The following is a 25,688-nucleotide window of genomic DNA, read 5'->3' as shown; positions in this document are numbered from 1 at the left end:
TGTCACCTGCAGGGTGCTGCCATCGATCACGGCAGGGTCCAGTGTCAGCAGGAAGGTGCCATCTGCACCCACAGTGCCAGTCGCCAGCACATTGCCGTCGGCATCACGCACCTGAACCGTAGTCCCCGCTTCGCCTCGGCCAGTCAGTTGGTGGCCAGCGAGACCGATCACCAAATCAACAGGGGCGTCCGGTGGCGTGGTATCGCCGCCGTCGATATCCGGTGCGGTGACGGAGCTGGCAACCGAGGTGTTGCCAGCTCCGTCAGTTGCGGTGGCCTGCAGTACTTCGCCATCGATCTGAGGCGGGTCGAGGTTGATGCTGAATACGCCAGTCGGGCCGACCAGAGCGCTGCCCAGCTCGGTGCCATCGGCGGCGAGAATACGAACGGTGCTACCCGGCTCGGCCCGGCCGGTGACAACGGTGCCGTTGGCGCTGACCGCCAATTCACTTGGTGCGGCTGGCGCGGTGATGTCCGGTGCAGTGATTTGTGCAGGCAGGGATGACAGACCCGTGTCATCGATGGCGACGACATCGAGCAGCTCGCCGTTGGCTTGTGGTGGATTGAGTTCAATGGTGAAGGTGCCGTCGGCACTGGCAATGGCGCTGCCGACCAGTGTGCCATTGGCATCATGGACCTCTACGCGGCTACCGGCCGGTGCACTACCGGTGAGGGTGGTGCCATCGGCATCGATGGCCAGGTCGCTTGGACTGGCGGGAGCGGTGGTCTGAGGTACGTCGTATTCAAGGGCAACCGAAGTGTTGCCACTTGCGTCGGTCTGCACAAGGCTCAGGTGTTCGCCCGGTTGCGCAGCTGGATCGAGGTCGATCAAGAACGTGCCATTGGCCAATACAGTGCCTGTGCCAATTACATTGCCGTTGGCATCACGCACTTGCACAGTGGCCCCGGCTTCGCCGCGACCGCTGAGGACCAGCCCACCAGCGCCGACCACGATGTTGCTGACGGCCGCTGGCGGAGTGATATCCGGCGCATCGAATTGCAGTGGGGTCGAGCTGTTACCAGCGGCGTCCACCAGACGAATGTCCAGCGCTTCGCCGTTCGCTTGAGCCGGGGAGAGCGTCAGGCTGAAGCTACCATCTGCGCCCACCAGCCCTGTTCCAATCACGTTGCCCGCAGCATCGCGCACTTGCACGGTTGCACCTGGTTCACCGCGACCAGTAAGGGTCACGCCTTCAGCCAAGGCGAGGTCAGTCGGCTGCGCAGGTGGCAGCAGGTCTTGCGAGGTGACCGAGCCTGGTTGCGAAACGTTGCCAGCAGCATCGGTCAGCGTCACTTGCAGGGTGCTGCCGTCGACTACAGCCGGATCCAGCGTCAGCAGGAACGTGCCATCTGCACCCACAGTGCCAGTCGCCAGCACATTGCCGGCGGCATCCCGCACCTGCACCGTGGTACCCGCTTCGCCACGGCCTGTCAGCTGGTGGCCAGCAAGGCCGACTACCAGATCCACAGGTGCATCCGGCGCCGTGGTATCCGGAGGCGTTTCAACATCCGGGGCCGTAATGCCAGCAGCCGGCGATGTATTGCCGGCTGCGTCCTGTGCGGTCACTTCCAATGCCTGGCCATCGGTCTGCGGTGGCTGCAAATTGATGCTGAACTGCCCGTCAGCCCCCGCCACCGCGCTGCCCAACAACACGCCACCTGCACCTCGCACCGCCACTGTCGAGCCGGGTTCGGCGCGGCCGGTGAGGGTGGTGCCCTGTTCGTTGATGGCAAGTTCGGTCGGTGCCAGCGGTGCCGTTGCATCCGGGGCGGTGACGCTGCCGGGGGCCGAGACGTTGCCCGCACCATCGGTCAGGGTGACTTCAAGGTTTTCGCTGTTGATCTGCGGGGGATTCAACGCAACGTTGAAGCTGCCATCGGCACCGACCGTGCCGCTGCCGATCAGGTTGCCCGCGCCGTCGCGAATATTTACCGTGCTGCCGGCTTCGCCGCGGCCCGTCAGGCGCAGGCCATCAGGGGACACCAGCAGGTCGATCGGCGTGGCCGGCGCCGTGGTGTCGCCTGGGTCCGAGCCACCACTGCTGCCACCGCTGCTGTTGTCGGCCGCCGCCGCCGCGCCGCCAATACCCAGCAGGCTGAGCCCGGCAATGGCCCAGGTCGGCATCGCGCTGCCCGCCACACCGATACCCGCGACCAGTTCATCCAGCGAGGCCACTTCGTCGAAAGTAAAGCCCGTGAAAGCCACCGCATCGTAGTTCGCATGCCACAGGGTGCCGTCCTCACCGACGAAGACGATGTCGCTGCCGACGCCGGCCTGATCCACGGCGAAGAAGTTGCCGATAGTGACCTTCTCGCCCGACTTCAGGGTGATGATCAGGTCTTGTCCGCGCTGGGTGACGGTTGCCACTTTATCGGGGGAAACCGGCATCTGCACGACGCCTGGCCCGTTGAGACTGACATTGCCCCAGGCACTCTGGGTGGCGACTGCGGATTGCTTATCGGCGACGACGATGTTGTCCATGGATGCTCCCTGCTGGTGTGCGGCTACACTGGCTCGGCTTCAGCGAACCAGGGCCGGCGCAACGTCAATGCAACGTGTTGCGCGCAGCCTCGACCATGACGGCCGTGATACCGGTGGTTAGGGAGATATAGCAGCCCAGCGAGAAGCAACCAGATGGCTTTCTGGGTTAATCCTTTTGTAGGTAAGCCTCAGCGAAGCCCCAGCCGACGCGCCAGCCGACTGAGGTTGGCGCGGTCCAGGCCGAGTTCGCGCGCGGCGGCGGCCCAGTTTTCCGCGTGCCTTTGCAGGCAGTTTTCGATCACTTGGCGTTGATAATGGTCGACGGCTTCACGCAATCCGCCATCGGGCAGAGGCGCCTCCAGCAGGGGCGAGGGGGAGGGCAGCTGGCCCGATGGGGGAGCGGCGCGCAGGTCCAGGTCGATGGCCTCAAGGGTGAGGATGCGCGGCCGTTCCGGGTGCTGGCCGAGCGCCTTGAGCGCCGAGCGGCCGATCAGGTGTTCGAGCTCGCGCACGTTGCCCGGCCAGTCATAGGCGAGCAGTGCAGCTTGAGCGTCGCTGCTCAGGCGCAGGCTGTTCAGGCCCAGGCGCGAACGGTTCTGTTCGAGGAAGTACCCGGCCAATAGCAGCACATCGCGCCCACGTTCACGCAGCGGCGGAACGTGCAACGGGTACACGCTCAGGCGATGGTAGAAGTCGGCGCGGAAGTTGCCGTTGCGCACTTCTGCAGCCAGGTCGCGGTTGGTGGCTGCGATCAGGCGGACGTCGACCCGGTGTTCGCGGTCCGACCCCAGGCGTTGCAGCTGGCCACTTTGCAGCACACGCAGCAGCTTGGCCTGCACGGTCAATGGCAACTCGCCGACCTCATCAAGAAACAGCGTGCCACCATTGGCCAGCTCGAACTTGCCGAGGCGTTCGCCGTGGGCGCCGGTAAAGGCGCCGCGAACGTGGCCAAACAGCTCGCTTTCCACCAGGGTATCGGGCAAGGCCGCGCAGTTGAGGCTGACCAGTGGTTTGTCGGCACGGTTGCTGGCCTGGTGCAGGGCTTGGGCGACCAGCTCTTTGCCAACGCCGGTCTCGCCGGTGATCAGCACGGTCAACTCGCTGCCGCCGACCAGGCGTATCTCTTCCACCAGCCGCTTGTGTGCCGCACTCTGGCCAATCAGCTCCTTGTCCTGGGCACTGGCCTGGCGGTAGAGCTCGGCGCGATGGTGTTCGTCCTCTGCGCGCAGGGCCAGGTGCTCGATGCGCTCGGCCACGGTCACCGTGGCGGCAGCCAGGCTGGCGAAAGCCTGTAGCGCATCCAGCTCATGGCTCTGGAACTGCCCGGGGGTCAGCGCGTCCAGGGTCAGCAGGCCCCAAGGGCGCTCATCGACCATCAACGGGCAGCCCATGCAGTCATGCACTTCAAGCGTGGCATCCGGGGCGTTGACCAGGCCGTCGTAGGGGTCAGGCAGGTCCGAGTCGCTGGCAAAACGGGTGGGTTGTGGGCGGCTGAGGAGGATCTGGAAGCGCGGGTGCTCGCTGACCCGAAAGCGTCGGCCCAAGGTATCGGCACTCAGGCCGTCCACTGCCAGCGGCACCAGCCACTCACCGTCCAGGCGCAGCAGTGCGGCGGCGTCGCACGGCAACAGCCCGCGCATGGCCTGAAGCAAGCGGCGGTAGCGTTCCTGCTCGCTCAAGTCGCGGGACAAGTCGCTGACCAGGGGGAGGAGGGCGGTGAGCAGTGGCTTTGCAGTCATAGGGACTCCTTTTGGTCATTATGACTATACGCCCGAGCGAGTCGTTTTGACATGACACGCGTCAACGCCCTGATTTTGCTGGGTATAAAAGTTGGCACGAATGGTGAAATACCCAAGGCAATCATTCGAAGCCATAGGCTCAGGAGTCGTTGCAATGCTCACTGCCGAACAACGTGCAATCGTCAAAGCCACTGTCCCCCTGCTGGAAAGCGGCGGCGAAGCGCTGACCACTCACTTCTACAAGATGATGCTCAACGAGTACCCGCAAGTGCGTCCGCTGTTCAACCAGGCCCACCAGGCCAGCGGCGACCAGCCACGTGCGTTGGCCAACGGCGTCTTGATGTATGCCCGCCATATCGACCAGCTCGAACAACTCGGCGGCCTGGTCGGCCAGATCATCAACAAACACGTTGCCTTGCAGATTCTGCCGGAGCACTACCCGATCGTGGGCAGCTGCCTGCTGCGCGCCATTGAAGAAGTGCTCGGCAAGGACATCGCCACCCCAGAGGTGATCGCGGCCTGGGGCGCCGCGTATGGCCAGCTGGCCGACATCCTCATCGGCGCTGAAGAAAGCCTCTATAAAGAGAAGGAGCAAGCCGCCGGCGGATGGCGTGGTACCCGCGAGTTCCGCCTGGTACGCCGCGAGCAGGAAAGCAGCGAGATCGTCTCGTTCTACTTCGCCCCGGTGGATGGCAAGCCAGTGCTCAAGGCCGAGCCAGGGCAGTACATCGGCCTGCAGTTGTTCATCGACGGTGCCGAGCAGCGTCGCAACTACTCGCTGTCGGCCCTGTGCGACGGCACTGAATACCGCATCAGCGTCAAGCGCGAAGCCGGTGGCAAGGTGTCCAACTACCTGCACGATGAACTGGTAGTGGGCAATACCCTGCAGCTGTTCCCACCTGCAGGCGACTTTACCCTGGCCGCCAGCGACAAGCCGCTGGTGCTGATCAGTGGTGGTGTGGGGATCACCCCGACCCTGGCGATGTTGCAGGCGGCACTGCAGACCCCGCGTGAAGTGCATTTCATCCACTGTGCGCGTAACGGCGCCGTGCATGCCTTCCGTGATTGGGTCGACGGCCTGGCTGAGCGTCATCCACAGCTCAAGCGCTTTTACTGCTATGCCGAGCCGCAAGGCGGCGCTGCGGCCGATGCCGTGGGCCTGCTGAGCGAAGACCTGCTGGCCGAGTGGCTGCCACGTGAACGTGACGTCGATGCCTACTTCCTGGGGCCCAAGACCTTCATGGCGGCGGTCAAGCGCCAGCTGAAGGGCCTGGGTGTGCCGGAGCAGCAGAGCCGCTACGAGTTCTTCGGGCCAGCGGCAGCGCTGGAGTAAAATACCCAGCAGTCCTAGCTGTTGTAGGAGCAGCCTTGTGCTGCGAAGAGGCCGGTGATCTCAGAAGATGATCTGAGCCATCACCGGCCTCTTCGCAGCACAAGGCTGCTCCTACCTGCTTATATACCGGCCTCTTCGCATCACCAGGCTGCGCCACCTGCTTATATAAAGGAGAGATGAAACAGCCCGCCAAGCTTTCATCTTTAATCCTCCTTTAATCACGGTATCCTTCACTCCCAGGTGTCGAGGGGCTTGCCCCTGCGCGGCACCCGGGTAGCCGCTTTTTTGCCGTGTGACGTTGAACCGACGTCACAATGGCCGGTCTCAGCCATCTCGGATAGCCCTGCGCAGTGCTATCACGTTGCCCCCTCGGCACGCTAAAGGCCCTGCCCAGCGTGTAGAATCGCGCACAGGCAGGCGGACCACGCGGCCACTCTCCATCCAAGGAACCGGCAATGAACGAACAAACATCGCGCCTGAATCGGGAACGGCGCTTTCTGGTGCTGCTGGGGCTGATCTGCCTGTCGCTGATCGGTGGCGCCCTTTATATGCAGGTGGTATTGGGCGAGGCACCTTGCCCGCTGTGCATCCTGCAGCGCTATGCCTTGCTGTTTATCGCCGTGTTCGCCTTCATCGCCGCCGCGATGCCCGGGCGGCGCAGCCTGACGGTCTTCGAAGGCCTGGTGGTACTCAGCGCCATCGGGGGAATCGTTGCGGCCGGCAACCATGTGTATATACTCGCCAACCCCATGGTCAGTTGCGGCATCGATACCCTGCAGCCGATCGTCGACGACCTGCCCCTGGCCAAGCTGTGGCCGCTGGCATTCCAGGTCGACGGCTTCTGCAGCACGCCGTACCCACCGATCCTCGGTCTGTCGCTGGCGCAGTGGGCGCTGGTCGCATTTGTCCTGACGGCCATTCTGGTTCCGCTGGGCATCTACCGCAACCGACGTCAGGCTTAGACAAAAGTCCCGAATTGCATGAGGTCTTTTGCACGGCGTGAGATGCGCAGAAAGTTGCTCCCCGCTTGATCCAGATCAATCACAAAGCCTTGTAGAATGCGGCTTTGAGGGCTACCCGGCGGGGTGCGACAAACTGTCGCGAAGTTGATTCTTCGGGTCGCATTGTTACGTATTCTGTAAAAGACTGTTGCTCAATAAGTCATAGTCAAGGGTTGGCGACCTATCTACAATCGCCCCCAATTTCCGTTCGGCACTGCTTGCGAGTCGCAGGATTGAAGGAAGCCCCAGCGCTCCCTTTTGCTGACTTCGTCAAGTTTCGCCCAGCGGCGATACCGAGCGGACACCCCTCCGCGTTTTCCCGCACCAAATGGACTTGGTCTGAAGTACAGGCCTGTTGCCTACGAAACCATAAGCACCGCTAACACGCTTGAGCCAAGGTCCTGCAGTCGGACCCCAGGCAGGAGCGAGTACGGGCGCGAAATGCCGCACTTGGCAGGACGAAGTGTTGGCTACCAAAACACAAATTGCATTGAAGCAAGCTGATCTAGAGGTCGTGAGATGAGTAAAAAGCGTTACCCCAGACTGTTTGGCATATTGCCCTTTTTAGGCATGCTTTTACTCAGTGGGTGCAACTGGACCCTGCTCGACCCGAAAGGTCAGGTCGGCATTGAGCAAAAGAACCTCATCCTCATCGCTACCGGCCTGATGCTGCTGGTGGTGATCCCGGTCATCATCATGACCGTGGCGTTCGCCTGGAAGTACCGTGCTTCCAACAAGGCGGCCACCTACACCCCCGACTGGTCGCACTCGACCAAGATCGAGGCCGCGGTGTGGATCATCCCGATCATCATCATCATCGCCCTGGGTTATGTCACCTACAAGTCCACCCACAAGCTGGACCCGTATCGTCCGCTGGATTCCGACGTCAAGCCGATCCAGATCGACGTGGTCGCACTGGACTGGAAGTGGCTGTTCATCTACCCGGAGCAGGGCATCGCGACGGTCAACAAGATCAACTTCCCGGCTAACACCCCGGTCAACTTCCGCGTCACCTCCGACGCCGTGATGAACTCGTTCTTCATCCCGGGCCTGGGCGGCCAGATCTACGCCATGGCCGGCATGACCACCAAGCTGCACCTGATCGCCAACGAAAACGGCGAATTCGACGGTATCAGCGCCAACTACAGCGGCGCTGGCTTCACCGGCATGAAATTCAAGGCTACTGCAACTTCCCAGGAAGACTTCGACAAGTGGGTCGCCGAAGTGAAGCAGTCGCCGCTGAAACTGGGCAAAGCCGAGTACGAAGCTCTGGCCAAACCTAGCGAATACAACCCAGTCGCGCTGTACAGCGAGGCCCCGGCAGAGCTGTTCCAGTCCATCGTCGACAAGTACGAAGGCATGAACCGCGGCAAGCCGGTCCACGAAGAAGCAGGCAGCAAAGATCTGGCCACTACCAAGGGTGTGGAATCGAGTATGCAACCAGCTGCCGGTGCAGAGGAGTAAGAGATGTTCGGTAAACTAAGCCTGGAGGCGATACCCTATCACGAGCCGATAGTCATGGTGACGCTTGCCATGATCGCGCTCGGCGGTATCGCTGTCGTCGGTCTTATCACCTATTTCCGCAAGTGGACCTACTTGTGGAGCGAGTGGTTGACGACTGTCGACCACAAGAAAATCGGGGTGATGTACATCATCGTCGCGATGATCATGCTGCTGCGCGGCTTTGCCGACGCCATCATGATGCGTACCCAGCTGGCTGCGGCCACTGGCGGATCCGAAGGCTACCTGCCGCCTGAACACTATGACCAGATCTTCACCGCTCACGGTGTGATCATGATCATCTTCATGGCGATGCCGTTCTTCACCGGCCTGATGAACCTGGCCCTGCCTCTGCAGATCGGTGCACGTGACGTTGCCTTCCCGTTCCTGAACTCCCTGAGCTTCTACCTGCTGCTGGCAGGCGTGCTGCTGGTCAACATCTCCCTGGGCGTCGGCGAATTCGCCAAGACCGGTTGGGTTGCCTATCCGCCGCTCGCGGGTATTCAGTACAGCCCTGGCGTGGGTGTCGACTACTACATCTGGGCGCTACAGCTATCGGGCCTAGGTACGACGCTTACCGGTGTGAACTTCCTCGTCACCGTGATGAAGATGCGCGCACCTGGCATGAAACTGATGGACATGCCGATCTTCACCTGGACCTGCACCTGGGCCAACGTGCTGATCGTCGCTTCGTTCCCGATCCTGACTGCTGCACTCGCACTGCTGACTGTTGACCGTTATCTGGACTTCCACATTTTCACCAACGAGCTTGGTGGGAACCCGATGATGTACGTCAACCTGTTCTGGGCGTGGGGTCACCCTGAGGTTTACATCCTGATCCTGCCGGCCTTCGGCGTGTTCTCGGAAGTGACTTCGACGTTCTCTGGCAAGCGTCTGTTTGGCCACCACTCGATGATCTACGCATCGGGCGCAATCGCCATCCTGGGCTTTGCCGTATGGCTGCACCACTTCTTCACCATGGGTGCCGGCGCGAGCGTCAACACCTTCTTCGGCCTGGCGACGATGCTGATCTCCATTCCGACCGGTGTGAAACTGTTCAACTGGCTGTTCACCATGTACCAGGGCCGTGTGCGTTTCACCGCACCGATGCTGTGGACCCTGGGCTTCATGATCACCTTCTCCATCGGTGGCATGACTGGCGTACTGCTGGCCGTTCCAGGTGCTGACTTCGTTCTGCACAACAGCCTGTTCGTAATTGCTCACTTCCACAACGTGATCATCGGTGGCGCGGTATTCGGCTACATCGCCGGTTTCGCCTTCTGGTTCCCGAAAGCCTTTGGTTTCACCCTGAACGAGAAGTGGGGCAAAGCTGCCTTCTGGTTCTGGATCTCGGGCTTCTACGTTGCGTTCATGCCGCTGTACGCCCTGGGCTTCATGGGCATGACCCGTCGTCTGAACCACTCCGACAACCCACTGTGGGAACCCTACCTGTACGTTGCCGTAGTCGGCGCCGTGCTGATCCTGTTCGGTATCGCTTGCCAGCTGATCCAGCTCTACGTTTCGGTCCGCGACCGCAACCAGAACCTGGACGTGACCGGCGACCCATGGGGCGGTCGTACTCTGGAATGGTCGACTTCGTCGCCACCTCCGTTCTACAACTTCGCCCACATGCCTGAGCAGGTTGGCCTGGATGCATGGCACGAAACCAAGGAAATCGGCGCTGCTTACAAGCCGGCAACCAAGTTCGACGCCATCCACATGCCGAGCAACACCGCTACCGGTTTGTTCATGGGCCTGTTCCTGACCGTCTTCGGCTTTGCCTTCATCTGGCACATCTGGTGGCTGGTAGGCGCGAGCCTGGTTGCAACCATCGCTGTCTTCGTTCGCCACGCTGCGCGTGACGACCAGGGCTACATGGTTCCGGCCGAAGAAGTGGCGCGCATCGAAGGCGAGCGTATGAAAGCGCTGGCCAAAGCAGGTGCTCTGCCTGCCGGCGCACGTGTCGAATCGTTTGAGCGGGTGTAATCAATGTCCAGTCAAGTAATCCACGGCGCTGCTCATGGTCACGACCATGGGCACGACGATCACCACCACGACTCGGGCCAGATGACCGTACTCGGTTTCTGGCTGTACCTGATGACCGACTGCATCCTGTTTGCGTCGCTCTTCGCTACCTACGCGGTGCTGTCCGGCAGTTTTGCCGGCGGCCCGTCGGGTCATGACATTTTCCAGCTCGACTTCGTAGCTGTTGAAACTGCCTTCCTGCTGCTGTCCTCGATCACCTTCGGCTTCGCCATGCTGAAGCTGTTCGATGGCAAGAAAGCAGGTGTACTGGGCTGGTTGGCTGTGACCTTCCTGTTCGGTGCCGGCTTCATCGCGATGGAAATCTACGAGTTCCATCACCTGATCGCTGAGGGCTTCGGCCCGCAGCGCAGTGGCTTCCTGTCGGCGTTCTTCGCGCTGGTCGGTACCCACGGTCTGCACGTGACTGCAGGTCTGATCTGGATGGCAATCCTGATGTATCAGATCAGCACCAAGGGCATTACCCCGACTGCCAAGACCCGCATGAGCTGCCTGAGCCTGTTCTGGCACTTCCTGGACGTGGTCTGGATCTGCGTATTCACCGTCGTCTACCTGCTGGGGGTTCTGTAATGGCTAACGCACACGACACTCATCACGAAGGTAATCACGGCAGCGTGAAGTCCTACATGATCGGCTTTGTACTGTCGATCATCCTGACCGCTATCCCGTTCGGCCTGGTGATGTACCCAAGCCTGCCGAAGAACCTGACCGTTCTGATCGTGGTCGCCATGGCTGTCATTCAGGTTGTAGTGCACCTCGTGTACTTCCTGCACATGGACCGCTCGAAAGAGCAGCGTTCCAACGTGTCGACGTTCCTGTTTACCACCATGGTAATTGCACTGCTGGTCGGCCTGTCGCTGTGGATCATGTTCAACATCCACATCGAAATGATGGCCAAGTGAGGTAAGACTGCATGTCCGTTAAGCACTTTATCCAAATCACCAAACCGGGGATCATTTTCGGTAACGTGCTTTCCGTGGCAGGCGGATTCTTCCTTGCCGCGAAGGGCCATGTAGACTTCGCCCTGTTCCTGGCGGTGGTGGTAGGTACTTCCCTGGTGGTGGCGTCCGGTTGCGTGTTCAACAACTGCATCGACCGCGACATCGACATCAAGATGGAACGTACCAAGAACCGCGTCATGGTCCAGGGCGGCATGTCGCTGCCCCTCGCGCTGATTTACGCCACCCTGCTTGGGGTGGCGGGTTTCAGCCTGCTGTATGTCCAGGCCAACCCACTGTCGGCGTTCTGTGCGCTGATCGGCTTCGTCGTCTACGTCGGTTTCTACAGCCTCTGGCTGAAGCGTAAATCGGTGCACGGCACCTTGGTCGGCAGCCTTTCGGGTGCCATGCCTCCGGTGATCGGCTACTGCGCCGTCAGCAACAGCTTCGACCTGGCTGCAGTGACCCTGCTGGTGATGTTCAGCCTGTGGCAGATGCCGCACAGCTTCGCGATCGCCATCTTCCGCTTCAAGGACTACAGCGCTGCCAACATTCCGGTTCTGCCGGTGGCTCGCGGTATTCTTGCTGCCAAGAAGCAGATCGTGCTGTACGTGCTGGCCTTCGTGCTCGCCACCCTGATGCTCACCCTCGGCGGTTACGCCGGCCTCAGCTACCTGGCCGTGGCAGCTGCCATGGGCTTGTACTGGCTGTACATGGCCTGGGGTGGCTACAAGGCCGAGGACGACAGCAAGTGGGCCCGCAAGGTGTTTGGCTTCTCTATCCTCACTGTCACTGCCCTGAGCGTGATGATGTCGGTGGACAGCCAGACTGCTGCGGACGTGCTGATGACCTACGCACGCTGATACCGCTGCCTGTTACACGAAAACCCCGGCCATGTGCCGGGGTTTTTTATGGGTGTTTTTCCTGTACCGGCCCTTTCGCGGGTAAACCCGCTCCCACAGGGTATTGCACAGGCTTCGAATCCTGTGTGGTCCCTGTGGGAGCGGGTTTACCCGCGAAAGGGCCGGTACAGGAAACATAAAATTCAGATTTCCAAAGAATACATCTGAAAAGATTTAACAAAACAGGAAATTGTCCTTTACAGATATCCTGTTTCGGCACTATCTTCTGATCCAGGCCGCCACATCGGCCAACGTCGCTCGGACGGTTCCGGGCGCTTACGTACTCAGAGGAAGCCATGGCCAACCCAGGTTCGCCGCGCCGCTTTGCGCGCATCGATCGTCTCCCCCCTTACGTCTTCAACATCACCGCCGAGCTCAAGATGGCTGCCCGCCGTCGTGGCGAAGACATCATCGACCTGAGCATGGGCAACCCCGATGGCGCGACCCCGCCGCACATCGTCGAGAAGCTGGTGCAGGTCGCCCAGCGTGAAGACACACACGGCTACTCCACCTCCCGCGGCATCCCACGCCTGCGCCGGGCCATTTCCAACTGGTACAAGGAACGCTACGAGGTCGACATCGACCCGGAAAGCGAAGCCATCGTCACCATCGGCTCCAAGGAAGGCCTGGCTCACCTGATGCTCGCCACCCTCGACCAGGGCGACACGGTGCTGGTGCCCAACCCCAGCTACCCGATCCACATCTACGGTGCGGTGATCGCCGGCGCCCAGGTGCGTTCGGTGCCGCTGGTGCCGGGTGTGGACTTCTTCAATGAGCTTGAGCGGGCGATACGCGAATCGATCCCCAAGCCGAAGATGATGATTCTCGGCTTCCCGTCCAACCCGACCGCGCAGTGCGTGGAGCTGGACTTCTTCGAGCGCGTGGTGGCCCTGGCCAAGCAGTATGACGTGCTGGTGGTGCATGACCTGGCGTACGCCGACATCGTCTACGACGGCTGGAAAGCCCCGTCGATCATGCAGGTGCCGGGGGCCAAGGACATCGCGGTGGAGTTCTTCACGCTGTCCAAGAGCTACAACATGGCCGGCTGGCGTATCGGCTTCATGGTCGGCAATCCCGAGCTGGTCAACGCCCTGGCGCGCATCAAGAGTTACCACGACTACGGCACCTTCACGCCTTTGCAGGTGGCAGCCATTGCCGCGCTGGAAGGCGACCAACAGTGCGTGCGCGATATCGCCGAGCAGTACCGCCAGCGCCGCAACCTGTTGGTGAAGGGGTTGCACGAGCTGGGCTGGATGGTCGAGAACCCCAAGGCTTCGATGTACGTGTGGGCGAAGATTCCGCCGGAGTATGCGCACCTCGGGTCGCTGGAGTTTTCCAAGAAGCTGTTGGCTGAGGCCAAGGTGTGTGTGTCGCCGGGCATCGGCTTTGGTGACTACGGTGACGATCACGTGCGCTTTGCCCTGATTGAGAACCAGGACCGTATTCGCCAGGCGATTCGCGGCATCCGCCAGATGTTCAGGGCGGATGGTTTGACCCGCAAGTAAACAGCGAGGGGCCGCGTGGCGGCCCCCGTTGTACCGTAGGGCGGCCTTCCGACTGCCTGCCGAATATTCACACCACTACCTTCAGCACTCATTTTCCTGTTCGGGTATTCAAATGAGTGTATTCACAGCGTATTTCTGCGGCACCGGTTCCCATCGCTTCGATGCTGCCAACCCCAATTTTTGGAACGGCGAGCTGGTCTCGACATTGGCCAGCAACGATCAGGGGCGCGAATTCGCCCACTGGATTGCGGTTGACGGGCCGGGTAGCGGCAACCTTCAGGATGACGAATTATTCGTTGAGCCAGGTGGCTACTTTAACTGGAGTGGTCAGTTGTTTGGCCGTGGTTGGGAAGAAAACGTGAGCCATGTGCTGAACGTGATCAAGGGTGAGAGCAGTTGGCAGCGCACCAAGCTCACTGAGGAAGCGTACACAAGGCTGAAAGACGCAGGCGTGGAGATCCCGGATGCGTCCGCCACGGCTTCCTGGTTCTGGCGCACTTATGAGTACGGCGATCGCCACCCGACCCCGCAGGCGCTGCAGGAACAGATCATCAAGATATTCCGCGAACCGTGCTTGCCCACCCAGGTCAACCTGGTGGGCTGGAGCCGCGGCGGCATCAGTTGTCATATGCTGGCCAATGCGATGGCTGAGGATCCGCTGCTGCGGGATATCCCAGTCAATATTTTTGCCATTGACCCGGTGCCGGGCACTGGCAACGTGCAGAGCAGGCGGGTCAAACTAGCCGGGAACGTCCATGAGTATGTGGGTTTCTATTCCCGGGATGAACGCTCCAATGGCTTTGCCTGTGTGATCCCAGCGGTCGAAAGCAACACGCGCATGTGCGTCTACCCAATGCCGGGCCGGCATGCCACTTTGGTGGGTAATGCATCGGCTGACGGGGCGAGCGACGGCAAGGTGCTGGTCGAGCCCGGGTTGATCGTGCGGCATTTCGCCGAAGTCTGCCTGACCCGTTGGGGTGTCGAACTGGACAAGTGCCTGGCGCTGGATGACAACCAACTGATGCAGCATCACTTGGCCATGGCGGCTGCCGATGAGCACTACCAGGCCATGCGCAGCCAGTCGTATACCGTCATCACCGAAGGCCAAAAAGACGACCGGCTGGTGCACTGCGGCGAAACCCGCACGCGCTTCAGCCAGGTGCGCAGCGACCGTTATGACCCTCGCGAAGGCCTTGGCCTGCAGCACTGGGATGCCAACACTTACAAGGCCCTGCGTTAGGCCGGGCAGGCGGGCAGCCGCTGTGCTGTTCGCCCGTTTTTCGGGCCGTGGGGTTTGCCGGATCAGCGGCAATTTTTTTTGCATTCCCCCTCTATCCAGCCGGCCCCGGTTGGAATGAAAATGGCGCCGCGGGCCCAGCCCCGATAACAACAACCTTCCCTCCGTGGCCTCATGTCCGAATATAACCCTTGCCTTGACTGCGGCGCCTGCTGCGGGTACTTCCGTGTGTCCTTCTTCTGGGGCGAATGCCAGTCTGCCGGGGGCGTTGTGCCTGACGACCTGGTGGTGCAAATCAACCCTACACGGGTCGCGATGATCGGCACCGATGCCAAACCTTGCCGCTGCGTCAGCCTTGCCGGCGAGATCGGTAAAGAGGTGGCGTGCACCATCTACGCCAACCGCTCGAGTCCTTGCCGGGAGTTCGATGCGTCGTGGGAGGGTGGGGTGCACAACCCGAGCTGTGACGATGCACGCGCGGCCTATGGCTTGCCGCCGTTGACCCCGCCTGGGGCCAACGAGCCGCATTGGCCGGATGATGATGGGGCTGAGGTGGCCTGACCTTTTTGGGTCGCGTGTGCCGGCCCTTTCGCGGGGCAAGCCCGCTCCCACAGGACCGTTGCAAGACCTGTGGGCGAAGCAAGTCACCGATCCTGTGGGAGCGGGCTTGCCCCGCGAAAGGGCCATCAGCTGTAAGAAGATTCTGAACTTGAAACCAAATGCTTCAGAAAGGCAGGCTTGTCGAATTATCCTACGGTGTCTGTCGGATGCCGCCTGATAGGCGGGGAAGTACTTCAGCGATAACTTCATGGTTCGCCCATATGGCGAGCGGGTGTGAGAACTCGTTGTTGGTAGTCGGCCTTTTTTATGGCAGCTGTGCGCGTGCAGGCTTCGGTCTGACCGTGGTGACTCCAACACGGGCTTCTCACCTCGCGCACGGCTGCCACCCAAATCTGTGAGAAGGACCAAGGTGGTTGCTCCTTGAAATGTCATTGGAGTTCACCATGAAAAAACTTGTACCTGACCCACCCACTTTCCCAATCCCTTACATCTCGATAATCGCCGACCTCTCCCATGCAGAGGCAAGGTCCCAGGCAGCCAAACTCATGGGCAGCCTTTCCCAAACCATCGAGCTTTACCTCAAAGCCGAAGACAGCCTGCAACGCAGCGCCCTCCTCGAAAACATGTCCGCCCTGACCGAATTGCTTCATGCGCTGTTCGCCCACATAAAGGCGCAGGAGGCAGTGGAATGAGCAATCACCTGAAAACCCACACCACCGCTGGCGTGGAGACGTTTCTCGAATTGTTCCGCATCGAACCGGGCATCCCCCTTGATCACGCGTTCGACGAATTGTCTGTGTTGCTAGGGTGCATACGCCACCTCAGCGAGGAGGCCGAGATGGAGGGCAACAAGGTTGCAGGCAGCGCTGCACGGATTCTCAGTGCCATGGCCAAGGCGCTGATCAACGACATGGAAATGGGGTTGAACCGGGGCGGTTGAGCCATACAGGGCCGCAGTGCGGCCCATCAGATGGCCAGGAATAGCTGGATGACCGTGCCGGAGGTACAACGCTTATCTAGGCCTGTAAGGTTGATTGATTCTTTGTCGCGTGCCGTGAGGTTGCCGGATTCTCGCATTTTGAGTATGCACCGGCAGGGCGCTGTGTACTTGTGCATTTGGGGCTACGCTAGCCAAGTCGGGATAGTTTTCTTCTTGTGTCGTAGGAAGTTCAAATATTTCATTTATCAACTGATTTGAACTATTCATTTCTTGTGCCTGGACTTTCGTATGCATTTTATCCTCCTGAACATAAGTTATTGCGATGTCGGTTTCATCTATTGACATTTGCAGATATCTTTTTGTCCATGCCTCATTTGTTGACCGATCTGCAGCGCGGCTGTACTTGTCGGCAAGCCTTTCGTGCTGTTCTGCAGCCTGTCTTGCATCCATTGCAAGCGCGTTGGCCTGCTTACTTCGTAAGCGGTGCTTTTCAGCACGGTGACGCAGCGCGCTGGTCTGCTTATGGATCGGATCGCCTGAATAGCGGGCAATTTGGTGCGAGGCGATTCGTTGCAAGCGTGTTCGTTCGCGACCGGTAGGGTCGTGATAATTAATTGGATCGTTAGAGCAGTAACAGTAACTGTTCAGCCCACCGCGCAAGAATGGGCTTAAGGGATCGGGTGAGTAAAATCTCATGGACGTAGCACTGTACATGCGATTGCCGTTACCAAGAACATATTGCTCGGTCAGCGTGTCTAGCCTTTCACCGCTAAAGGTTAGTGTTGGAGCATCCCGTTCGCGGGGTGAAAAAAAGCCGTAGGGGTTGTAATTCAATACTGTGTCAGCACCTACGCCGTAGGTTCGGATGACCGAACCTGCTAAGTCGGTTATCAGAAATTCAGTAGTACCTGATCTCATGGCTTTTAGCTGCTCCACAATAGAAAGCTTGCCAACACGCATGATGCAGGAAGCTTGATTACTGGGTTGAGTAAGCTTTAGCTGGTTGTTCTGGTAGAAATATCGGCGCTGCACGGCGATATAGCCTCGTGCCATGTCAATGGTAAAGGTTGCTCATCCACACACCCGACACAACTGGTATTTCTACTAGGCTGGTTGTACGGATTTGGGCAGCGCTCGACGGCAGTGTCACCTGTTTGTTAGCCCAGGCAGATTAGTTGGAAGCTGATGGATGCCCCAGCCGCCTCGCTTGACGTTAAACTGTCATCTCCCCAGCAATGGACAGGAGATCCGGCGTGACCCCACCCCGCAGTTTCCCCAGTGACCTCTGCCTCGACAGCCCCCGCCTGCAATTGCGCCCGATGCGCCATGGCGATGCCGCGCAATGGCTGGCGATCATGGCCGACCCCGAGGTCATGCGTTATTGGCACCATGCACCCTGGCAAGACCTCGCCGAGGCCGAAAGCGCCCTGGCTGCCGACCGTGAAGCCTATGCCAATGGCGACCAACTCAAGCTCGGCATGTACCGCCGTGACAACGGCGAACTCATCGGCATGGTCCAACTGTTCAACATCGATGACGTATCCCGCCGTGGCGAGATCGGCTATTGCCTGGCCAGCGCCGTACAGGGCAGGGGGTACATGGATGAGGCATTGACCTGCTTCATCGACTACCTCGCTCACACCCTGCACATGCGCCGCCTGGAGGGCGAGATCGACCCACGTAACCAAGGCTCGGCACGCACGCTCGAACGCCAGGGCTTCGTGCTCGAAGGCACCCTGCGGGCGCGCTGGTGCGTGGCCGGTGAGCTGTCCGACTCGGGCATCTATGGCCTGCTGCTGGAACCACCGGTTGCATAGTGTTATGGCGAACCTCGATTTTCATCGTCTGCTGGTCACCACGCTACCGGTGGTGACCCTGCGCGGCACTTACTAAACGCCTGGAAGCGGGGCAGGGCCTGGGTTATGGTCGCAGCCTGTCCCGTTTTCACCAGGTGTGCCCCTTTGCCCGTTTTCTACCTGAGCATCAGCCTGTTCCTGTACCTGCTCGCGCTGTTTTTCGATGGCGTGCTGATGAGTGGCGACCGCCACATGCCCGCCCTGCAGATGTTGCTGTACGGGCCATGGGGCATGCCCTTCGGGATGTATCAATGGTTTGCCAATCCGCTGCTGGCCGTGGCGATTCTTGCCCATCGACGTTTCCGTCGGTTGGCCTTGGCGTGCGGTGTGGCGGCGTTGTATCTGGCGGCCAGCAGTTTCGGAATCGACCGCCTGCCAGACAGCCAAAGCTACGCGTTTCATGACCGCACCGGTTTTGGTGCAGGCTTTTATCTGTGGCTCATTGCGATGGTGGTGTTTTGCGCGGGCCAGGCCTGGCATTGCTGGAAGGCCCGCAGCGCCGATGACATGCCCGGATGGCGCTGGCTCGATGTGGCCTTGATAGCAGCATTGGGTGTGGCGTTGTATGCCGCGACGCAGATGCCGTCGTTGCGTTTCGAGCCGAACAAGGTGCTGATGCCGCCGGAACAGCCACAGACATTTTGATATCCACAGGGGGAATAGTCATGAACAGGTATCACCTGACGGGCCTGGCGCTGGCGTGTGTGCTGCCGCTGGCCATGGCCGAAGAAAATTCGCCGAGCTACGGCCAATGCATGGACAAGGCGTCCAGCACAGTGGCCATGAGCAGTTGCATCCAGGCCGAGACCCAGTTGCAGGACCAACGCTTGAACCGGGTGTACAAACAGTTGATGGGCAAACTGGAGGCAGGGCAGCAGAAACGCCTGCGGGAGGTACAGCGCAAGTGGATCGCCTACCGTGATGACAACTGCACGTTCCACGTACAGGCCAGTGGCGGGACCATGGCGCAGCTGGAAGGCGGCGTGTGCGTGATGGACATGACCCGGGACCGAGCGGCCGAGCTTGAGCGAGTACTCAGCCCGGGGCAGTGAGGTTGCCTGTTCCGGCCTCATCGCTGGCAAGCCAGCTCCCACAGATGCGGCGCTAGCCTTGGAGGCTACATAGTTCGGGTGGGAGCTGGCTTGCCGGCGATGGGGCGCGAAGCGGCCCTGGTTTTATTTGCGCGGTTCGCGCCGCGCGCGGGCCTTGAGGTATTCGCGCACCTCCACGGCATCCCCCGCAAACTCGATACGCTCAGCCTTGGCATCGCGCTGATAGGCATACATCGGGTCGTAATACTCCTTCAGCAACCCTTCGATCCAGCCCCGGTGCAGCTCCACCGCGCCGCTGCGCTGTTGCTCATCCAGGGCTTGTTGCAGGATGGCGGACAAGCGTTGGCAGCGTTCACCACCCAGTCGCTTGTGGATATTGGCCATGCTCGACAGCATGCGTTCGGCAAACAGTCGGCGGCCCTCTTCGTCGCCGTGCACATCGACGAACTCTGCGCTCAGGTTGACCACGTAATCGCGCAGGATACGTTCAACACGCTGCTCGAAACTGTCCTCCAGCCATACCAACGGGTACTGCTGCATGCCTTGGTACAAGGCCAGCGGCACGGTGCAGCTGCCGACGATACGGCCTTCATCTTCGAGCACGAACTGCTCGATGCCACGCGCGCGCTTTTTCAGCACATCGATGGCCAGCTTGTTCTCGAAGCCGATTTGCGCGGGTTGCGCGGTGGCACGCTTGCCGAAGCTGGAGCCACGGTGGTTGGCATGGCCTTCAAGGTCCAGCCCATTGCTCAACTGGTGCAATACCTCCGTCTTGCCGGTGCCGGTGAGGCCGCCAATCAAAACGAAATCGCAGTGCGCCACGGCCTGTTCAGTGGTGTCCAGCAGGAAGGTGCGCATCGCTTTGTAGCCGCCCTTGACCCGCGGGTAGTCGATGCCCGCTTCCTCGCGCAGCCACTGTTGAACGATCAACGAACGCAGGCCACCGCGGAAACAGTACAGGTAGCCCTCGGGATGCGCCTTGGCGAAGCTGGCCCAGGCGTGCAGGCGGTCGCGCTTGATCGCGCCACTGACCAGTTGGTGGCCAAGCGTGATGGCGGCGGCCTGGCCTTGCTGTTTGTAGCAGGTGCCGACCTTCTGCCGCTCCTGGTCGTTCATCAGTGGCAGGTTGACGACGCCCGGGAAGGCACCCTTGGCGAATTCGATGGGCGCGCGCATGTCCATCATCGGCACGTCGTTCAAAAATAGCGGGCGAAAATCCGTGCAGTCGGGACGCATCAGATCACCTCGACCGCGTTGCTCTGTCGCTCACCCAGCGTGCCGATGGGCGACAGTTGCAGGCCCAGTTCGGCCGCCACGGCCAGAAACTGCGCGTCACCCTCAGGGCTGACCGCCACCAGCAGGCCACCGCTGGTCTGCGGATCGCACAGCAGGTGCTTCTGCTCATCGCTCAGGGCGCCGATCTTGTGGCCGTAGCTTTCGTAATTGCGCAATGTGCCGCCCGGGATGCAGCCCTCGGCCAGGTAGTGATCGACACTTGGCAGGCGCGGTACTGCGGCGTAGTCCAGGTGCGCGGTAAGGCCGCTGCCGTCGGCCAGCTCCACCAAGTGGCCCAACAGGCCGAAGCCGGTGACGTCGGTCATCGCCATCACACCCTCGAGCTTGCCGAAGCGGCTGCCGGGGGTGTTGAGGGTGCACATCCAATCGCGCGCCAGGCCTTGGTCCTGCGCGCGCAGCTTGGCCTTTTTCTCGGCGGTGGTGAGGATGCCGATGCCCAGCGGTTTGGTCAGGTACAAGCGGCAACTGGCGGTGGCGGTGTCGTTGCGCTTGAGATGGCGCTTGCTGACCACGCCAGTGACGGCCAGGCCGAAGATCGGCTCCGGGGCGTCGATGGAGTGGCCGCCGGCCAGCGGGATGCCAGCTTCGGCGCAGACCGCACGCCCGCCGCGGATCACTTCGCGGGCGACTTCCGGCGGCAGCACGTTGACCGGCCAGCCGAGGATGGCGATGGCCATCAACGGGTCGCCGCCCATGGCGTAGATGTCGCTGATGGCGTTGGTGGCGGCGATGCGGCCGAAGTCATACGGGTCATCGACGATCGGCATGAAGAAGTCGGTGGTCGAGACCACGCCGCGCTCTTCGTCCAGGGCGTACACGGCAGCGTCGTCGCGCGAAGCATTGCCGACCCAGAGGTTCGGGTCCAGGGCCTGGACGCCGCTTTCGGCAAGGATTACGTCCAGTACCTTGGGGGAGATCTTGCAGCCACAACCGGCACCATGGCTGTACTGGGTCAGGCGGATTGGCTCGCTCATACATACCTCAGCAGATCAAATTGTTGCGCGATTGTAGCAAAGCTGGCCATTGCGCCATGGGCACTTATACTTTTGACGGTCGGCACGGCTGCCGACCCTTTAGCTGCCAATGACCCGGAGATTGCCCATGCTCAAACGCCCTCTGGCGCTCGCCGCCGGCCTCGTGCTGTCCTGCTGTGCCGTTGTCGCCCAGGCTGCTGAAACCCTTCGGGTCAGTGCCATCCCCGACGAAGCGCCCACGGAGCTACAGCGTAAATTCAAGCCGTTGGGGGAGTACCTGGCCAAGCAGCTGGGCATGGAGGTGAAGTTCGTGCCGGTCGCCGACTACCCGGCGGTGGTCGAGTCGCTGGCCTCCGACCGCCTCGACCTGGCGTGGCTGGGGGGGTTCACCTTTGTTCAGGTGCACTTGAAAGACCCGAACGCCACGCCGCTGGTGCAGCGTGAGCAGGACGCGCAATTCACGTCCAAGTTCATCACCGCCAACCCCAATGTGAAGAGCCTGGCCGACCTCAAGGGCAAGTCGTTCGCCTTCGGCTCCATTTCGTCCACCTCGGGCAGCCTGATGCCGCGTTACTTCATGCTCAAAGAGAACAACATCAAGCCTGAGGAGTACTTCAGCCGTGTGGCCTACTCCGGCGCCCACGATGCCACTGCGGCCTGGGTGCAGGCTGGCAAGGTCGATGGCGGCGTGCTCAATGCCAGCGTCTGGCAAAAGCTGGTGGACGCCGGCAAGGTCGATACCAGCAAGGTGAAGGTGTTCGCCACTACCCCGACCTACTACGACTACAACTGGACCGTGCGCGGCAACATGGCGCCGGCACTCAAGGCGAAGATCAAACAGGCGTTCCTCGACCTGGACCCGGCCAACCCCGAGCACAAGGCGATCCTCGACCTGCAGGCTGCCAGCCGCTTTATCGAGACCAAGCCTGAGAACTACCAGGGCACCGAACAAGCCGCGCGTGAGGCCGGCCTGCTCAAGTGACGTCCGCTCCGGTGGCAATTCATCTGCACGATGCCAGCCTGCAGCATGGCCAGGTCCGCGCGCTCGACGCGATAAACCTGCGCGTGGAGCAGGGCGAGCGGGTCGCGATCATCGGCCCCTCTGGCGCTGGCAAGTCCAGCCTGCTGCACCTGATGGCCACTGCTATCCAGCCCAGTGCCGGGCGCCTGGCACTGTTCGGTGAACAGCCCTGGCAGTTGTCTGGCAGGGCGCGTCAGCGCTTGCGGGCACGGGTTGGCTTGGTGCATCAGGCACCGCCCTTGCCGCCGCGCCAGCGAGTTGTGACCGCAGTGCTGGCGGGGCGGTTGGGGCAGTGGGGTATCGTGCGTGGCTTGTTCAACCTGCTGTACCCGACCGATGTGCCAGGCGTGCGCCAGGCATTGGCCGAGCTGGGGCTGGCGGACAAACTGTTCGTCCAGTGCGGGCAACTGTCTGGCGGCCAACTGCAACGGGTGGGCATTGCACGGGTGCTGTATCAACGCCCGGACTTGCTGCTGACCGATGAGCCCGTTTCGGCGATGGACCCGGTGCTGGCCGACCACAGCCTGGCATTGCTCAACCGCCACGCCCAGGCCAACGGTGTAACGCTGGTGGCCAGCCTGCATGCGGTCGAGCTGGCGCTGGCGCATTTTCCACGGGTGATCGGCATTCGTGAAGGGCAGGTGGTGTTCGACAGCCCGGCCGAGGCGGTCAGCCCGCAAATGCTCGATGCACTCTATGCCAACGAACACTTGGCTTCGCCTCCCTTGCAGGGCCCTGCAGCAGTGCTGACGGTACAGATCCCGCGATGCTGAAGGCCCATGCCCGCGACCCGGCTGCCCTGCCACGGTTGCTGCTGACCCTGCTTGCTGTGGCGGTGTTATGGCCGGGCCTGCAGTTGAGCGAGCTGAACCCCGGCGTGCTGTGGCAGGCCGAAAACCGTCAGCAGATCGCCAGCTTCACCCAGGCGTTCTGGCCGCCGGCGCACGATGCCGCCTTTTTGCAGTTGCTGTACGAAGCCACCTTGCAGACCCTCGCCGTGGCCACGGCCGGCATGACCCTGGCGCTGGTGCTGGCGGTACCTGCCAGCCTGCTGGCCAGCCGTGCCTTGTCGTTGCGCGCGGCCTCCCGAGGCGGGCGGGCTGGGTGGTGGTCGCGGGTGCTGCGGCTGCCGGTACGCGGGCTGCTGATCTTTCTGCGCAGCGTGCCAGAAATCGTCTGGGCCTTGCTGTTCGTGCGTGCCGTGGGGCTTGGGCCAACGGCGGGGGTGCTGGCCATCGCCATTACCTACAGCGGCATGCTCGGCAAGGTCTACGCCGAAATCTTCGAGTCGGTCGACCAACGCCCGGCCCATGCCCTATTGCAGGCCGGCAGTGGTCGGCTGATGGCCTTTTTCTACGGCATCCTGCCCAATGCGGTGTCGGAAGTGGTGTCGTACACGGTGTACCGCTGGGAATGCGCGGTGCGTGCTTCGGTGGTGATGGGGTTTGTCGGCGCTGGCGGGTTGGGGCAGCAGATCGACCTGTCGATGCGCATGTTTGCTGGCGCGGAGGTGGCAAGCATGCTGCTGACGTTTCTGTTGCTGGTATCGCTGGCTGACCTGCTCAGCCGCTTTCTGCGAGGAAGGCTGGCATGAACCGGGCGATCAACCTGCTGGTGCTCGGCGTGATCATCGCGGCGGTGGTGGCCTCGTTCGCCTACCTGGAGCTGGACCTGCACGCGCTGGTCGGTGATGGCGGGCTAGGGCAGATGGGCGAGTACGCGGGGCGCTTCCTGCACCCGGACGTGACCGTCGAGCATTTGCGCGCGGTCTGGCATGGCGCCTTGGAGACTTTGGCGATGTCGGGCCTGGGGACTTTGCTGGCGGTGGTGCTGGGGATGCTGCTGGCGTTACCGGCGGCGGGCCGCTTCGGCTGGCCGCTACAGGCTGCGGCGCGTGTGCTGCTCAATGCCTTGCGGGCCATCCCGGAATTAGTCTGGGCGGCGCTCACCGTGCTGGCCGCAGGGCTTGGCCCGAATGCTGGGACCCTGGCCTTGGCGTTACACACCGCCGGCGTGCTCGGCCGCTTGTTTGCCGAGGCACTGGAAAACGCCCCGGCAGAGCCTGCAGCAGCCATTCGCTTGCAGGGTGGCAGCCAGGTGTCGGCATTCTGCTTTGGTACCTTGCCTAACCTGTGGCCGCAGTTGCTGGCTTACAGCCTGTACCGCTGGGAGAACAACATCCGCATGGCCAGCGTGTTGGGGTTTGTTGGGGCCGGTGGGTTGGGGCAGATGCTCTACACCACCTTGAGCCTGTTCCAGGAGGCGCAAGCCAGCACGGTGATCATCGCCATGCTGGTGCTGGTGTTGCTGGTGGATACCTTGAGTGATGTGCTGCGCCAGCGCTATGTGCGCGCCTGACTGGGGCTGCAGGGCAGCCCGCGCAAGCATCAAGTGGTCAGTTCGCCATGCTGCGCTTCCCGTTGCATCGACTCCAGGTTGCGCTCGATCGTCTCGCAGATGGTGTCCATCTGGATTTGGTGCTCGCTGAAGCGGAAGGGGCTTTGCAGGTCGGTGCCGATCCGCTCGATGGCCAGCAACATGAACCCCACCACCGTCGACGCCAGCGGTGTGAACCACTCCAGCGACTCGACCAGGCCCACCGGCACGATCAGGCAGAACAGCGTGATGAACAGCCGCGGAAAATACACATAAGGGTAGGGCAGCGGCGTATTGGCGATCCGCTCCATGCCGCCCTGGGCGTTGGACAGGTCCACCAAGGTCGACTCCAGCCGCGCCAGGCGAATGCTGTCCAGGCGCCCGGCCTGGTATTCCCGCGCCAGCAGGGCTGCCGAGCCACTGAGGATGTCGTTGGCGAAGTTGTTGGAGCGGTTGCGCCGCTCGAACTCCGCCTGCGGGATGAACGCTATCAGTTCATCCGGGCAGCGGTCGCCCTTGAGGTGCGCAGCCAGGCAGTTCACATAGGCGATATGCCGGCGCAGCAAGGTGGCCTTGATCGGGTTCAGCCCGTCATCCGGGTCATCGATCAGCGTCAGCGTCTGCCGGGCAAAACTGCGCGAACTGTTGACCAGCGCACCCCACAACGTGCGCGCCTCCCACCAGCGGTTGTAGGCGCTGCTGTTGCGAAAGCTCACCAGCACCACCAGCGCCGAACCCAGTAAGGTCAACGGAATCAACGGCAGGGTGAACTTGCTGTTGAAGAACAGCATGAAATCGATGGTGACCAGCACATCCCAGATCAGCAGCCAGAACAGCGACCAGCCGATGTAACCGATGGTCTTCACCACCAAGCGGTACTTGCGGGCGATGATCTCTTTCACACGGGGTACCTCGAAACGCGGGGGATGCAGG

At 61.3% G+C, this 25,688-nt stretch carries 25 protein-coding genes; 19 read left to right on the top strand and 6 right to left on the bottom strand.

Annotation, left to right across the window (positions count from 1 at the left end):
• Nucleotides 1–2,481: Ig-like domain-containing protein (locus AC5PZ0_RS17295; protein ID WP_493855384.1), on the bottom strand; the 2,481-nt coding region annotated here is incomplete at its 3' end.
• A 188-nt stretch (nt 2,482–2,669) separates the two neighbouring features.
• Nucleotides 2,670–4,220: a nitric oxide reductase transcriptional regulator NorR gene (norR, locus tag AC5PZ0_RS17290; protein WP_493855383.1), complete on the bottom strand. Its 1,551-nt coding sequence runs from the start codon at nt 4,218–4,220 to the stop codon at nt 2,670–2,672.
• A 154-nt stretch (nt 4,221–4,374) separates the two neighbouring features.
• Here norR and hmpA point away from each other — a divergent pair, with 154 nt between their 5' ends.
• The 12 genes from hmpA to AC5PZ0_RS17230 all read left to right on the top strand — a co-directional run bounded on the left by hmpA (nt 4,375) and on the right by AC5PZ0_RS17230 (nt 16,180).
• Entirely contained in the window at nt 4,375–5,553 is a 1,179-nt protein-coding gene (gene hmpA, locus AC5PZ0_RS17285; protein ID WP_493855382.1) for an NO-inducible flavohemoprotein, read from the top strand.
• 455 nt (nt 5,554–6,008) lie between these two features.
• Complete coding sequence (locus AC5PZ0_RS17280) at nt 6,009–6,515, top strand: disulfide bond formation protein B (protein ID WP_027595503.1); 507 nt, start codon at nt 6,009–6,011, stop codon at nt 6,513–6,515.
• Between the two features lie 558 nt (nt 6,516–7,073).
• The gene (gene cyoA, locus AC5PZ0_RS17275) at nt 7,074–8,018 is read left to right on the top strand and encodes a ubiquinol oxidase subunit II (RefSeq protein WP_027595504.1); all 945 of its coding nucleotides are present in this window, start codon (nt 7,074–7,076) and stop codon (nt 8,016–8,018) included.
• 3 nt (nt 8,019–8,021) lie between these two features.
• Nucleotides 8,022–10,040, top strand: a complete 2,019-nt coding sequence (gene cyoB, locus AC5PZ0_RS17270) for a cytochrome o ubiquinol oxidase subunit I (protein ID WP_027595505.1) — start codon at nt 8,022–8,024, stop codon at nt 10,038–10,040.
• Nucleotides 10,041–10,043: 3 nt separating this feature from the next.
• Nucleotides 10,044–10,667, top strand: a complete 624-nt coding sequence (gene cyoC, locus AC5PZ0_RS17265) for a cytochrome o ubiquinol oxidase subunit III (RefSeq protein ID WP_027595506.1) — start codon at nt 10,044–10,046, stop codon at nt 10,665–10,667.
• Nucleotides 10,667–10,999 carry a cytochrome o ubiquinol oxidase subunit IV gene (cyoD, locus tag AC5PZ0_RS17260; protein WP_027595507.1) on the top strand — a complete coding sequence of 111 codons (333 nt, stop codon included), beginning with the start codon at nt 10,667–10,669 and terminating at the stop codon, nt 10,997–10,999. The genes cyoC and cyoD overlap by 1 nt, the downstream gene beginning before the upstream one ends.
• Nucleotides 11,000–11,010: 11 nt before the next feature.
• Nucleotides 11,011–11,898 carry a heme o synthase gene (gene cyoE, locus AC5PZ0_RS17255; RefSeq protein WP_027595508.1) on the top strand — a complete coding sequence of 296 codons (888 nt, stop codon included), beginning with the start codon at nt 11,011–11,013 and terminating at the stop codon, nt 11,896–11,898.
• A 335-nt stretch (nt 11,899–12,233) separates the two neighbouring features.
• Complete coding sequence (gene alaC, locus AC5PZ0_RS17250; protein WP_027595509.1) at nt 12,234–13,442, top strand: alanine transaminase; 1,209 nt, start codon at nt 12,234–12,236, stop codon at nt 13,440–13,442.
• Nucleotides 13,443–13,554: 112 nt separating this feature from the next.
• Entirely contained in the window at nt 13,555–14,682 is a 1,128-nt protein-coding gene (locus AC5PZ0_RS17245; protein ID WP_493855381.1) for a hypothetical protein, read from the top strand.
• Between the two features lie 171 nt (nt 14,683–14,853).
• Nucleotides 14,854–15,240 (top strand): YkgJ family cysteine cluster protein, encoded by a 387-nt coding sequence (locus AC5PZ0_RS17240; protein WP_027595511.1) that lies wholly within the window; start codon nt 14,854–14,856, stop codon nt 15,238–15,240.
• 443 nt (nt 15,241–15,683) lie between these two features.
• On the top strand, nt 15,684–15,932 hold the full coding sequence (locus tag AC5PZ0_RS17235; protein ID WP_172960340.1) for a hypothetical protein: 249 nt from the start codon (nt 15,684–15,686) through the stop codon (nt 15,930–15,932).
• Nucleotides 15,929–16,180: a DUF3077 domain-containing protein gene (locus AC5PZ0_RS17230; protein ID WP_238210492.1), complete on the top strand. Its 252-nt coding sequence runs from the start codon at nt 15,929–15,931 to the stop codon at nt 16,178–16,180. The genes AC5PZ0_RS17235 and AC5PZ0_RS17230 overlap by 4 nt, the downstream gene beginning before the upstream one ends.
• Nucleotides 16,181–16,252: 72 nt before the next feature.
• On the opposite strand, the gene AC5PZ0_RS17225 is transcribed toward AC5PZ0_RS17230, so the two are convergent.
• On the bottom strand, nt 16,253–17,212 hold the full coding sequence (locus tag AC5PZ0_RS17225; RefSeq protein WP_493855380.1) for an RHS repeat-associated core domain-containing protein: 960 nt from the start codon (nt 17,210–17,212) through the stop codon (nt 16,253–16,255).
• A gap of 221 nt (nt 17,213–17,433) precedes the next feature.
• Between AC5PZ0_RS17225 and AC5PZ0_RS17220 the strand changes: the two genes are divergently transcribed.
• The 3 genes from AC5PZ0_RS17220 to AC5PZ0_RS17210 all read left to right on the top strand — a co-directional run bounded on the left by AC5PZ0_RS17220 (nt 17,434) and on the right by AC5PZ0_RS17210 (nt 19,088).
• A complete protein-coding gene (locus AC5PZ0_RS17220; protein WP_027595514.1) occupies nt 17,434–17,997 on the top strand; it encodes a GNAT family N-acetyltransferase in 564 nt (187 codons plus the stop codon).
• A 144-nt stretch (nt 17,998–18,141) separates the two neighbouring features.
• Nucleotides 18,142–18,681 carry a hypothetical protein gene (locus tag AC5PZ0_RS17215; protein WP_493855379.1) on the top strand — a complete coding sequence of 180 codons (540 nt, stop codon included), beginning with the start codon at nt 18,142–18,144 and terminating at the stop codon, nt 18,679–18,681.
• Between the two features lie 20 nt (nt 18,682–18,701).
• Complete coding sequence (locus tag AC5PZ0_RS17210; protein WP_493855378.1) at nt 18,702–19,088, top strand: lysozyme inhibitor LprI family protein; 387 nt, start codon at nt 18,702–18,704, stop codon at nt 19,086–19,088.
• 123 nt (nt 19,089–19,211) lie between these two features.
• Here the strand turns inward: AC5PZ0_RS17210 and mnmH are convergent, their stop codons facing one another.
• Nucleotides 19,212–20,324 carry a tRNA 2-selenouridine(34) synthase MnmH gene (gene mnmH / locus AC5PZ0_RS17205; RefSeq protein ID WP_099428357.1) on the bottom strand — a complete coding sequence of 371 codons (1,113 nt, stop codon included), beginning with the start codon at nt 20,322–20,324 and terminating at the stop codon, nt 19,212–19,214.
• Entirely contained in the window at nt 20,324–21,358 is a 1,035-nt protein-coding gene (gene selD / locus AC5PZ0_RS17200; protein WP_493855377.1) for a selenide, water dikinase SelD, read from the bottom strand. The genes mnmH and selD overlap by 1 nt, the downstream gene beginning before the upstream one ends.
• A gap of 127 nt (nt 21,359–21,485) precedes the next feature.
• Here selD and AC5PZ0_RS17195 point away from each other — a divergent pair, with 127 nt between their 5' ends.
• The 4 genes from AC5PZ0_RS17195 to phnE are packed head-to-tail and all read left to right on the top strand — an operon-like array spanning nt 21,486 to nt 24,737.
• Nucleotides 21,486–22,340, top strand: a complete 855-nt coding sequence (locus tag AC5PZ0_RS17195; protein WP_493855376.1) for a putative selenate ABC transporter substrate-binding protein — start codon at nt 21,486–21,488, stop codon at nt 22,338–22,340.
• Between the two features lie 11 nt (nt 22,341–22,351).
• Nucleotides 22,352–23,152 carry a phosphonate ABC transporter ATP-binding protein gene (locus tag AC5PZ0_RS17190; RefSeq protein WP_374707378.1) on the top strand — a complete coding sequence of 267 codons (801 nt, stop codon included), beginning with the start codon at nt 22,352–22,354 and terminating at the stop codon, nt 23,150–23,152.
• Nucleotides 23,146–23,973 (top strand): PhnE/PtxC family ABC transporter permease, encoded by an 828-nt coding sequence (locus AC5PZ0_RS17185; protein ID WP_099428361.1) that lies wholly within the window; start codon nt 23,146–23,148, stop codon nt 23,971–23,973. Before AC5PZ0_RS17190 ends, AC5PZ0_RS17185 begins: the two co-directional genes overlap by 7 nt.
• On the top strand, nt 23,970–24,737 hold the full coding sequence (phnE, locus tag AC5PZ0_RS17180; RefSeq protein ID WP_493855375.1) for a phosphonate ABC transporter, permease protein PhnE: 768 nt from the start codon (nt 23,970–23,972) through the stop codon (nt 24,735–24,737). Before AC5PZ0_RS17185 ends, phnE begins: the two co-directional genes overlap by 4 nt.
• A 29-nt stretch (nt 24,738–24,766) precedes the next feature.
• Here the strand turns inward: phnE and AC5PZ0_RS17175 are convergent, their stop codons facing one another.
• On the bottom strand, nt 24,767–25,657 hold the full coding sequence (locus AC5PZ0_RS17175) for a bestrophin family protein (protein WP_027595523.1): 891 nt from the start codon (nt 25,655–25,657) through the stop codon (nt 24,767–24,769).
• Between the last annotated feature and the right edge of the window lie 31 nt (nt 25,658–25,688).

Source organism: Pseudomonas sp. 5.2, assembly GCF_059025405.1.
This window is presented reverse-complemented; position numbering and strand designations above follow the sequence as displayed.

Excerpts from the sequence above, each read along its gene's own strand:
- norR (WP_493855383.1), bottom strand. The coding sequence starts at position 4,220 with ATGACTGCAAAGCCACTGCTCACCGCCCTCCTCCCCCTGGTCAGCGAC.
- hmpA (WP_493855382.1), top strand. The coding sequence starts at position 4,375 with ATGCTCACTGCCGAACAACGTGCAATCGTCAAAGCCACTGTCCCCCTG.
- AC5PZ0_RS17280 (WP_027595503.1), top strand. The coding sequence starts at position 6,009 with ATGAACGAACAAACATCGCGCCTGAATCGGGAACGGCGCTTTCTGGTG.
- cyoA (WP_027595504.1), top strand. The coding sequence starts at position 7,074 with ATGAGTAAAAAGCGTTACCCCAGACTGTTTGGCATATTGCCCTTTTTA.
- cyoB (WP_027595505.1), top strand. The coding sequence starts at position 8,022 with ATGTTCGGTAAACTAAGCCTGGAGGCGATACCCTATCACGAGCCGATA.
- cyoC (WP_027595506.1), top strand. The coding sequence starts at position 10,044 with ATGTCCAGTCAAGTAATCCACGGCGCTGCTCATGGTCACGACCATGGG.
- cyoD (WP_027595507.1), top strand. The coding sequence starts at position 10,667 with ATGGCTAACGCACACGACACTCATCACGAAGGTAATCACGGCAGCGTG.
- cyoE (WP_027595508.1), top strand. The coding sequence starts at position 11,011 with ATGTCCGTTAAGCACTTTATCCAAATCACCAAACCGGGGATCATTTTC.
- alaC (WP_027595509.1), top strand. The coding sequence starts at position 12,234 with ATGGCCAACCCAGGTTCGCCGCGCCGCTTTGCGCGCATCGATCGTCTC.
- AC5PZ0_RS17245 (WP_493855381.1), top strand. The coding sequence starts at position 13,555 with ATGAGTGTATTCACAGCGTATTTCTGCGGCACCGGTTCCCATCGCTTC.
- AC5PZ0_RS17240 (WP_027595511.1), top strand. The coding sequence starts at position 14,854 with ATGTCCGAATATAACCCTTGCCTTGACTGCGGCGCCTGCTGCGGGTAC.
- AC5PZ0_RS17235 (WP_172960340.1), top strand. The coding sequence starts at position 15,684 with ATGAAAAAACTTGTACCTGACCCACCCACTTTCCCAATCCCTTACATC.
- AC5PZ0_RS17230 (WP_238210492.1), top strand. The coding sequence starts at position 15,929 with ATGAGCAATCACCTGAAAACCCACACCACCGCTGGCGTGGAGACGTTT.
- AC5PZ0_RS17210 (WP_493855378.1), top strand. The coding sequence starts at position 18,702 with ATGAACAGGTATCACCTGACGGGCCTGGCGCTGGCGTGTGTGCTGCCG.
- mnmH (WP_099428357.1), bottom strand. The coding sequence starts at position 20,324 with ATGCGTCCCGACTGCACGGATTTTCGCCCGCTATTTTTGAACGACGTG.
- selD (WP_493855377.1), bottom strand. The coding sequence starts at position 21,358 with ATGAGCGAGCCAATCCGCCTGACCCAGTACAGCCATGGTGCCGGTTGT.
- AC5PZ0_RS17195 (WP_493855376.1), top strand. The coding sequence starts at position 21,486 with ATGCTCAAACGCCCTCTGGCGCTCGCCGCCGGCCTCGTGCTGTCCTGC.
- AC5PZ0_RS17185 (WP_099428361.1), top strand. The coding sequence starts at position 23,146 with ATGCTGAAGGCCCATGCCCGCGACCCGGCTGCCCTGCCACGGTTGCTG.
- phnE (WP_493855375.1), top strand. The coding sequence starts at position 23,970 with ATGAACCGGGCGATCAACCTGCTGGTGCTCGGCGTGATCATCGCGGCG.